This window comes from Candidatus Cardinium sp. TP, assembly GCF_025215055.1.
Classification (GTDB): Bacteria; Bacteroidota; Bacteroidia; order Cytophagales; family Amoebophilaceae; genus Cardinium.
Genome location: NZ_JANAVR010000032.1, coordinates 1 through 10940 on the forward strand (window position 1 = coordinate 1; position 10940 = coordinate 10940).

Annotated in this window: 5 protein-coding genes; all 5 read right to left on the bottom strand. The window is 39.8% G+C overall.

All coding sequences use genetic code 11. The annotated features are described in order from the left end of the window. Positions 1-97 precede the first annotated feature (97 nt). Entirely contained in the window at positions 98-1474 is a 1377-nt protein-coding gene (locus tag NLX65_RS04010; RefSeq protein WP_260537427.1) for an ABC transporter ATP-binding protein, read from the bottom strand. Between the two features lie 94 nt (positions 1475-1568). Next, positions 1569-2729, bottom strand: coding sequence for a radical SAM family heme chaperone HemW (gene hemW / locus NLX65_RS04015; RefSeq protein WP_445083376.1), 1161 nt, complete (start codon positions 2727-2729; stop codon positions 1569-1571). 697 nt (positions 2730-3426) lie between these two features. Then, on the bottom strand, positions 3427-5892 hold the full coding sequence (locus tag NLX65_RS04020) for a valine--tRNA ligase (protein WP_260537431.1): 2466 nt from the start codon (positions 5890-5892) through the stop codon (positions 3427-3429). Positions 5893-6001: 109 nt separating this feature from the next. Next, positions 6002-9550, bottom strand: a complete 3549-nt coding sequence (locus NLX65_RS04025; protein WP_260537433.1) for a sodium:solute symporter family transporter — start codon at positions 9548-9550, stop codon at positions 6002-6004. A 220-nt stretch (positions 9551-9770) separates the two neighbouring features. Then, positions 9771-10475 carry a hypothetical protein gene (locus NLX65_RS04030; protein ID WP_260537435.1) on the bottom strand — a complete coding sequence of 235 codons (705 nt, stop codon included), beginning with the start codon at positions 10473-10475 and terminating at the stop codon, positions 9771-9773. Between the last annotated feature and the right edge of the window lie 465 nt (positions 10476-10940).

The following is a 10940-nucleotide window of genomic DNA, read 5'->3' on the forward strand; positions in this document are numbered from 1 at the left end:
TGTTTTAGCTAGTTCCAATAACCCTAATTTAGGCTTGATAATTTTTTGATGTAAGTTCATAGTAGTTAAGATTTATATCATCATAATTTAACAATTGTCAGATTAAATCTTGACTACTACACATTAAATGACGAAGTGAGGCTTCACTCATCTGGGAAATGGGGAGATCATCTATCTCAATAACGCCACTATTGGGTTGATAAAGTCCCGACAAAACGGATAAAAGTGTAGACTTTCCTGACCCAGAAGCACCAACCAATGCGATCATTTCGCCTTTTTGAATCGTAAAATTGATTTGATGCAAAATCTCCTTTCCCTCATTATAGGCAAAAGAAATATTTTTAAATGCAATCTTATCTTTAAATGTGGTAGATATAGATGCTCCTGAACAACGCTTAAACGCATATTTTTCATCTAATACATCAAAAATACGTCTCCCGGCAGCTATCCCCTGTTGAATATGGCCAATAGACCGCGCAATCATTTTGATCGGTATAAGCGCTTGGGAACAAATAATGATGTAAGCAATAAACGTACTGGGCGTAAGCAAGCTACGGTCCAAAAGGATTAAATGACCACCATAGGCAAATACAATGGACACCGCTACCACACTTAATGAGGCGGAAATTGGTGCAAGAATATAGGACTTTTTAGCTACAGCCATATGGGTAGAGGCATATACCTTACCTTCTTTTTTAAACTGATCAATAGCATATTTTTGAGCACCAAAAAGCTTAATGATGCGGATGCCACTGACGGCACCTTCAATTAAATGGATTAAATGACCCAGTGACTGCTGCGTTGCATCTGTCCATTTACGGAGGGATTGTATAAGCTGAGCTATGGCACACCCTACAATAGGTACAAATAATAAGGTAAAAATACTAAGCCTTGGCGACATGTAAAATAGCACCACAATGTAACAAAAAAGTTGCGTGGGTTCTTTTAAAAATAGACGCAACGTATCAGCAACTGCATGCTCTATCTCCTGCATATCAACAGTAATACGCGCTATTATATCTGCTTTCTTATGATTAGTAAAATACTGCACAGGCAACGTTAAACTTTTTTTAAAGAGGGCCAGACGCAAATTATGGACAAGATGGATGCGTAATTTGTCCATAGTAACATCTGCTATATATCTAAAAAACCCACTTATGGCATTAGCGCACATAAATAAAAATGCCAACAAACAAAGTACACATATTTTACCGTAATCGATAATAATTTTTATAAAAAAGTAATTAAATAAGGTTGTAAGGTAGTGGATGTTTAGCTGCCATTTGGGCATTACCTGGCCTTCCCATAATAACCGGCTCAACTCCTCTTGGTTAAATAGTACCTTAAGCAGGGGAATGACCAAGCCATAGGTCGCCAATCCAAAAACAATGGATAAGAGAATAGCAGAAAAATAATAAAAAGCGCACGGCCATAAAGGCCCTGCGTAACCTAAAATCCTAGAATAAATACGCATTGAACAGGATTTTATACCCTACCTTAGGCTTGATCAAAGGAATTTGTATGGTTGAATCAATGGCTATTTTTCTTACCATGGTGCCATGGAGCGATCAGCCATCTACAAAAAGATCACTCGCTATTTTATCGGCTAGTAATTTACCACTATTTGTTAAATAAAGTATATGGCCGGTCAAATAGGCCAATTTCCATTGCATAATTTTTTCTAAATAATCTTTTTGTATGGCCATAAGGTCAATCCCATATTGTGCATAAATCCAATCAAAATCACATCCCCAACAAGTTCTTAGACTGGTCATCATATATTCATTTACATGATTGGCTACCGTTAAGGTTTCTTCCGTATAAGGTAGCTTTCCATTTTGAATGGCTTTAATATATAATGCATTATGGGCAATATTCCATTGTCTTTGCTGCCCATTATAGGCATGTGCCCCTGGTCCGACACCTATATATGGCCCTAATTTCCAGTAATTTGTATTGTGTCTGGAATATTTTTCTGGCTTGCAAAAGTTAGAAATTTCATAGTGCAGATAACCTTGTTTGGCACAAGCTGCTATAGTTAGCTCAAATTGTTCTGCTGCGAAGGTTTCATCTAGCTCCACTATATTGCCTTGTTTATGCCAATAGCCAAATACAGTTTTGGGTTTAATGGTCAAACAATAGGCAGAAATATGAGCTGGTTCCAACAATAGGGCTTGTGTTAAATCAGCATGCCAATCGCACATAGTAGTACCAGGAATGGCATAAATAAGATCTATGCTTAAGTTATCAAAGCCAACAGCACGTGCCCACGCTACACTGTTTTGGGCCATAGCACTGGTATGGGCCCGATTCATATAACGCAGTGCCTGATCATTAAAAGACTGTATGCCTATGCTAAGCCTATTCACACCCATATGGTGCAATCCTTTCAATTTTTCAAGCGTTAAGTCATCAGGATTGGCCTCTAATGTAATCTCTGCTGCTGGCGCTATAGGAAAGCAACGTACCACTTGGTTGAGCAGCTGCTCTACTTCTACAAGCGTTAATAACGAAGGAGTGCCGCCACCAAAATAAATACTGGTAATGGGTATGCCTTTCAAATAATCTTGACGTAATGCAAGTTCTTTTTGGATGCTATGGACCATTAATGACTTAAAAGACAAATTGGTACTAAAGTGGAAGTCACAATAGTGGCAAGCTTGCTTGCAAAATGGGATGTGCAGGTAGATGCCCGCCTGGCTGTTTGCTTGTGCTTTGCTCAATGGCATCTGATGTGTAGGGTACAAATTAGTGAACAACACGCATCAACAAATTGTATGAACAAGATCTTTGTAAAGAGATTTTGAATAGCTTCTGATCATGCGTTAACAATAAATCCGTTTTTATAAACCGTTGCAATTTCCCTGTAAAATAGGTAAACTTTAAACATACAAATAGTTTTTATCTACCTCATACTAAATAAAAATAATATATACCATTATGATAACCTATCTAAAAAAAATGGCACTTGGTTTTATATAATGGTTTGATCATCCATTTACTTGGATGTAATACCAGCCAGCCTACACAAGAGCATCGAATCAATACGCATGCTCCTGCTTGCGTGCCTTCCGATCATGCATTTGCGCATAGCAATTCAAATGATATTTCGCAACAAATAGCATACATACATGAAAATATGCTCCATATTCAGACGCTTGCTAATAATCATCCTATGCTTAAACAGTTTTATCTTACAGAAGAGGCGACATCATATTTATTCAACTCAAATCCGACTGTTAGACAGCCACCCCAGCAAAAACCCTACTATCGAACCTTGCACTTAACTTTATAAACTCTATGTTGTAGTTTTTATATAAAATAGATAAACTTGCCGAGTGCTTTATTCGTATCTGTTCACGTTACTGGTTAATAATGAATTGTATCCCACTTTTTTCTCAAGAAAAAAAATAAAAATAAACTGCACTACCCCCACACTACCCCTATGGCACATTGCTTACCGGCTACTTGTATATCCATAGGGCCTGAAGTTAGGTCACCAAATACGATCTTGGTGGCAGCAGTGACCGCTTTAAGATCTTGACATAAGTCTTCATCTAAAACCGTACCACTAATGGTAAGCAACTGGATCGGCGCTTTTATAGAAAGTTGACCATCTGCTTTGGCCTTACGTACCAATCCAATGATTTCCCTAAGGTGCACGACTTGATCTACTTGTGCCTGACGAATGGTCGTCTCTAATGTCCATGTAGGCCAATTGCCTCTTTGATGAATAGAACCTTTATGGGGATACAGTCCTTGAGACAGTTCCTCTGTAATATGAGGCATAACAGGAGCAAAAAGTTGCAATAGACCATAAAAAGCATGGTAAAGTGTTACCATAGCACTACACTGACCTTGCGCATCTTGCTGCAGTGCATTATAAACCCTAGCTTTACTAAGCTCTAGATAGTCATCACAAAAAACAGACCAAAAGAATTTTTCTACCTGCTCCAACGCCTCTGCATAGCCATAGGCTAACAAATGTGCATGCACCTTATCAGTCAGTGCGGCTAGGGATGCTAAGAGCCATTGATCTAGGGTATGGGTGACTTTTTGCCAATGAAGCGGTTGACCTAAGCCCTCTATTTTATTAAAATAACCCAAGATAAACTTACCGGCATTCCATAATTTAGTCACCAACCGTTTGCCATTTTTCATAACATTTTCACAATAACAAGTATCTGCACCCAAACGGGCGTTAGCGGCCCAATAGCGGATGACATCCGCCCCATAGGTGGCTAAAAGATTTTCAGGCAGCAACACATTGCCTTTAGATTTAGACATCTTTTGCTTATCTGACGCTAGGCACCACCCATGTATCATAATATGCTTCCAGGGCAGACTACCCTCATGCAAATGGGCTTTGAGTAAAGTATAGAAAGCCCAAGTCCGTATAATCTCATGGGCTTGTGGGCGCAAATCCATAGGAAACAACTGCAGGTGCCTAGTATAGTCTACACTAAACGCCTTATTAATCGCATGCGAAGAGAGTTGAGGTGAAATACTGCTCGTTGCCCAAGTATCCATTACATCATAATCTGGTTCTACCTCTTCACGGGTATAGCCCATGGGCAGATCTTCAAGTGGGTTTACAGGCAACTGATCTATAGTGGGCACCAATATTTTCCCTTCTTCTCCAGAACGTTTAGAATACCAAACCGGAACAGGTACCCCAAAATAACGCTGACGGCTTATAGACCAATCCCAAGCGATGCCATCAATCCATTCCTCCAGCCTATGCTGCATGGCAGCAGGGTGCCATTTGAGTTCTTTGACCTTAGCCAAAAGGGCGGCTTTATGATCTATAGTACGTACAAACCACTGAGGTGTAGTGCGTATTTCTAAGGGTGCACCAGAACGTTCGGCACATTTGAAAGATTGCTGCACAAGCGTTTGCTTAACCAACAGCGACTGATCTTTTAAGATTTGAATGATTTTTTCGCGCGCTTCTGCTACCTTGAGGCCTTGCAACGGACCAGCATGCGTCACCCTACCTTGTTTATTTAGGATGATACAAGTAGGCAATTGGTGTTTTTTCCACCACACTATATCGGTTTGGTCTCCAAAGGTGCAACACATCACCAAACCGGTTCCCTTATTGGGCTGTACAAGCGCATCTGCCAAAATAGGCACCCTTATATTAAATATAGGTGTAAGGGCATAGGTGTGTGCCAAATGTTGGTAACGCACATCATCCGGATGGTAGAATAAGGCCACGCAGGCAGGCAATAATTCAGGTCGAGTCGTAGCAATGGGTAAAGGGGCTTGCGTCGCTTCATGTAGAAATAGAATGTCATTCATATAGGTGGTACGCTCCTGATCTTCAATATCAGCTTGTGCCAAAGCAGTACCATCTACTGGATCCCACAACATCGGTTGCGCACTACGGTATACCTCCCCTTTTTCCAAAAGGTCCAAAAAAGACATCTGTGAAAGCTTACGAGATAGTGGACTAATCGTTTGATATTCTAAACTCCAATCCACAGAAAGCGCCATGGCCTTAAACAGATGCCTAAATTTTTCTTCTTCCCTATCCACTACTTCCTGACATAATTTTATGAAAGCCGTTCTATCCATATGGGCTGCACGAATGCCTTTTTGTTTTTCTACCAACCGTTCCGTGGGTAACCCATTGTCATCAAAACCCATTGGATAAAAAATATTTTTACCCAACATCCGTTGAAATCGAACTATAAAATCGGCTTGTGCATAGCTACAGGCATGGCCCATGTGCAGCTGTCCGGAAATAGTAGGAGGAGGTGTATCTACCACAAAAGTAGCTGAATCAGTTGGATCCCAGCTATATAGCGCTGTTGCTTCCCAAAAACGTTGCCAATGTGTTTCTCGTTCTAAAAAGTTGTAATGTGGGGGCAAAGTGGGTGTAGTCATTTATTCCTAGTCGACAAAATGGTTTGAAAATAGTTATAAATTATAATAGCCTTAAAAATAGATCAAAGCATAACGCCAACAGGTCAGCTGACGGTTGCCAGCCACCTGATCATATCTCATTATCCTGATCCTTTCCTCTATGTTTGCCTACTTCTAATGCCTGTTTGGCTGCTTTTTCTAATGCCACGCCTATCTCTGGGCCCAAGTAAGCGTTGGCTAACTCCACATCTATGGTCAAGGTTTCTTGCGCCATATGTTGTACTTCTGAGAGATGGCTATAACCTGCTGCATGACGTAGGTCATAGAGCCGCTCTGCTAGTTTGATAAAAAGAACGGAAAGCCGCACGTGTTCCTCCTTAATCGCTTCTTGCAATCGATTCTGCACATACAGCAAAGAAGGATGATCCAATGCTTGGCATTTATCTATGCCTAACATATTCAATACAAAAGCATATACGCCTAAATTATAATGTTCCTTGACATAAGACAGCGGCAAACAGGTACGACGCACCAACTCATAGAGCAAAGCAGCATAAATCACCTTAGGAGAGTGAAATACCCATTTTACGACTATTTCCGCAATACCTACCGCACGTACATAAAACAATTGACCCGAAGCATGTCGCTTAAAGCTAAAATGCTGCCGCAGCAATAAAAGCAACTCTGAAATAATACCTATATCAATAGGATCCGCTCGATGAGAAGATCTACTAACATAATCATGGAACTGGATTAAGGCCATCATGGAATCGGCTTGTTCCTTAGGGGTGACAGGGGTCTCTGAGGTTAACGCATCTAGAGGCAAGTTAATCGTTATCTTACTGAGAATATCGGTGACATTACTAGGCAATACCAGTAGCATAGCTGACTGCTGCTCGCCATCAAAGATTTCTAAATGGCCATAATGGCGCCCCAGAATACTGGATATGGTTTCCTGTTGAAGATCTATAGAGGGTGGTGTCTCCTGTTTCCTTTGGTGGCTCATCATATCTATCTCGTCATCATAGACCGGTTTTACTTTGACCATTACTTCATGAACAGTAGTAGCCTGACTGACTACCAGGGCAGTAGCTTGAAAAAGCATAGAGACAGGATAACTGTTGTCAATAGCATCGGCTTGCTTAAACTGTAAAGCAGTGTTATGGAAACGTATATGAACAATTGATGTGCCTGTTCGTTTACCAACACGTAACACAGCCTGCACCAGTAAATAAACAATTTGATTGATATCACATACCATATGCGTAGATGGCACTCCATTGGGATCATTTATTTTTTCTATCAACAACCTAGGCGGATGCGCTACCTCTTGGCCTAACGCCAATTCTACCTTACGTATCAGTTTATCTAAAGTAATTTTAGTAGCCTGCAACAGGGCATGTTTTTTGGCTCTTTCTCTTCTATTAAAATAAGCTTCCCAATCATACAGTTTATTAATAATACTCTGAAAATCTCGCTTATAAAGTGGCACATTGCTATCTAAAAAAGAAATAGACTCCTGAATCTTACCGATTACTTGTGTTAAAATAGCGCCATAACCTTTAGACTTATTCACTACACTAGCAGACACCATACCCGAATCATAAAGAGAGGCTTTCAGTTGTTGTGCTTCTCTAATCCCTTCTTGATCTTTTGGGTAAAGAATTTGAGTGGTATATCTGCGTACCTTTACTTTAAAGTAAATAGCCATAGCAAATACCACTAGACCTGCTATAAACAGCTGGAATAGAGCAGATAATACTGGGAAAGCCAATCCAGTAGCCATAGGATAAATGGCTATTAATAAGGTAGTGGCGACAACCCCTATGCCCAGATGTAGTGGCAATACCCATAGGATTACAGCACAATGGGTTAAAGACAAAGATGCGGTAAAGATCGGATCTACAAGATACCACCAGTGTCCAAGTAGGCTTAGAAGTAGATAAACCACTAATCCTATAAGCCAACCCAAACCAATACACCAGGCAGGAATCACCCTGTTAAAGAAAGTTTTAGAAGAGGTAAAAAGTGTACCTACAAGACCTTGACATATCGCCCAATAGATACGATCTGGCCTAATAAACCAATACCCTAGAATAGCCGTAATGACGATATAAAGCCCTGTTAAACGTAAGGCAGCATCACTGGGGATCATTTTGGACAAAGTAGCTTTTCTATTGGCCCAACCATTTTTAATGGTTTCCTTACGTTCCGCTCTATTGCGTGCATGGGCTTGTTGTATTTGTTTAAACTCATCATCTGGTTTCACCCAACCAGTATTTTTTGGCTGCTTGAGTAGATAGTGGGCCGCTAGCATCGCTAATCCATTGGCTATCATAGAAACAAAAGCCCCATTTAACTCTGTTGCAGGTTCAACCCACTTGTTCCAAGCCAAAATAGTAAGCACGCCTGTAGCCATACCAATCAAAGCCGTACGGGAAGTTCCTCGAAAGCCAAAAATAGCTAAGATAAAGGGAGCAGTGAGTATGGGCCCATGGAAATCAAGGGACCAATGTAGCAATTGCAACAGGTCTTGACATTTAAAAGCTAACAGCATAGCCAATAGGCCCACCACTAACGTGGTCCACTTGGCTATCTTAAGTTGAGTTGCATCAGCTATCTCTTTTTGATTTTTTAGACTTTTTACGATATCATGGCTCACCATAACCGCAGAAGTATTTAAGCAAGAATCAGCTGTAGACATAGCCATGGACAGTAAACTAATGGCTACAAAACCCTTAAAACAGGGAGGAACATGGGCCAGTATATACCCCCACATCTCTTCCTTTGGTAAATCTGGTGCGCCTACAAAAGTAAATAAACCAATTAAAACTATAAAAACCTGAATAATAACGCTAAAAACAGCAGCATATGAAAAAACTTTCTGGGCCTGGATGGGGTTAGCTGCCATATACACCCGTTGTACAAAAGCGGGTTCCACTATATAAATCAGTATATCAGCTAATAACAATAGAACAATAGCCAATAGTTGGGTATTAAAATGCAATAAACGGCTAAACTGAAACTTAGTGTGGCTCTGCAAGCCAGGCACAATTTCTGCAACGGGCTTACCTACTTTTATAAAGGTAAACCAGCAAAGCAGAGGAATAATAATAGAGAAAGTAATAAATTGCAATACATCTGTAAAGGTAACTGCACGAATACCTCCAAAGGTAGAATAAAAAATAAGAAGCAAGGTAGAAAGGATAGGCATTACATAAGGGTTAGATAAGGTTACACACATACGAATAGCCTGGGACATAATAACAATTTGACCAGTAACCCCAAGGATACAGTTGCATATGCTAACAAAAACCGTCATGATCATTGGCAACCTACCATAGATACTGCCCATGGTCTCTGCCATAGAAAAGTGTTGCATAAATGGCCCCATACGTAAGGCTAACCTACTAATCTTCCACATACCAAAAGGTACTAACAGCAAAACGCAAGCAAACCACAAGCCAAGATCATAAACGCATTCTACATTACGTACCAACCCCCCTCCTTCAAAAAAAGTAGCCAATACCGTAGCTACCAAAGTAGCGGTAGCAAACTGTTTATGACCCATTGCATATTCTCGAAAGGTGGTTTTTTTTCTACTAAAGTAGCCACCTACTATTAAGGTTAACAATAAAAAAGCGGCCACTATAAATAGGGACATATTCAAACAGATCATAAAGCAAACTATTAAAAAGATTATAATATGAATTATAGCGGTGTGCTAGATTTAATGGTAAGTATTTCTAGCTAAAAATCAAAAATAGAGCTTTATACGTTACTTGATCCTAAATCAAAATAGACTCAAACCATGATATAAAAAATTGCTATGCGTATCTCCTCAAAGAGCACAACTCAGCAACCAATCTACGCAACCTACCAAACTAGACTTCCACGATTTATGTTTTTAGTTTAAGAGACACATAATGTACAACCCTCATAACAAGCCCATTGACTACCATAGCTATAAAAGAACCATTCATAGCTGTAGTTGGCTCAATCCACCTATTCCAAGCCAAAATAGTCACGATGCCTGCAGCCATGCCCATCAAAGCAGTAGATGAACCACCCCTAAACCCCAAAACAGCTAAGATAAAAGGAGCGGTTACGATGGGAATAAAGCAATCAAAACGAAACTTCAATAAGGCAAATAGATCACTACACATACTGATGGACCGAGACATTACATTAATTTGAATGGCAATGGTAAGAATGACAAAACAAATATTAGCAAACCCGGTAATTATTCTCGGATATCTACCATAGACACGGCCTATACTATCTGACATAGAGAGGTTACGCATAAATGGCGTCATACGTAATGCCAACCAGCTGATTACCCAATGTGGCAAAAAACTAGTCAAAAGTATAAAAAAGACCCACGCAAGTACAAAATTATGCACTTGCTCTACGCCAACCATTAACCGCCCTCCCCCATAGATAAGCGTCAATAACGTACCCATCAAAGGAGCGGTATGCCACGCTTGATCCCCTAAAGCATATTCCCGAAATGAAGTAGAGATCCTCGTAAAACATAGCCCTATACCCAAGGTTAATAACAAAAAAGCCGCTACCATTAACAGCGGTAGATTCAAAACACCCATAGATACAATTACTTAAATTCAACAATCCCAAACGACACCTTATCCATATGGTACTATACACATGGAACAATATTGTTTTTTATGTTGATAATTAAACTTAATTTTAGAAATTCATCCAAATAGTGACCAACCAAAGTGCGCCTTTTTTAGGCAAAAATTTTTACACTTACCTTCTCAAATGAACCTTATATCTATTCCCCAGGTTTATTGGAACCTATAATTTTAAACATTTTTTACAATAAAATCAAAAAGGTTGTGGGCACGCACCGGTTCATAGGAACTGGCTAGGCTACGAAAAAATAGGCCATATCTATACCAAACTGGCCCAACGGGTTTTATGTGTAGTAGTTAGGATTTAATCTGACAGGCAATAAAAATTTAGTGTCTAAAGTTGTCAGTTAAGTTTAATGTGTCAGGTGTTCTTTTAAGATACGCAATTTGATTATTTTTTTCAAGGACTAATTT

Coding starts and splice junctions, on each gene's coding strand:
- NLX65_RS04020 (WP_260537431.1), bottom strand. CDS start 5,892: ATGACTACACCCACTTTGCCCCCACATTACAACTTTTTAGAACGAGAA.
- NLX65_RS04025 (WP_260537433.1), bottom strand. CDS start 9,550: ATGATCTGTTTGAATATGTCCCTATTTATAGTGGCCGCTTTTTTATTG.
- hemW (WP_445083376.1), bottom strand. CDS start 2,729: ATGCCATTGAGCAAAGCACAAGCAAACAGCCAGGCGGGCATCTACCTG.
- NLX65_RS04010 (WP_260537427.1), bottom strand. CDS start 1,474: ATGCGTATTTATTCTAGGATTTTAGGTTACGCAGGGCCTTTATGGCCG.
- NLX65_RS04030 (WP_260537435.1), bottom strand. CDS start 10,475: ATGGGTGTTTTGAATCTACCGCTGTTAATGGTAGCGGCTTTTTTGTTA.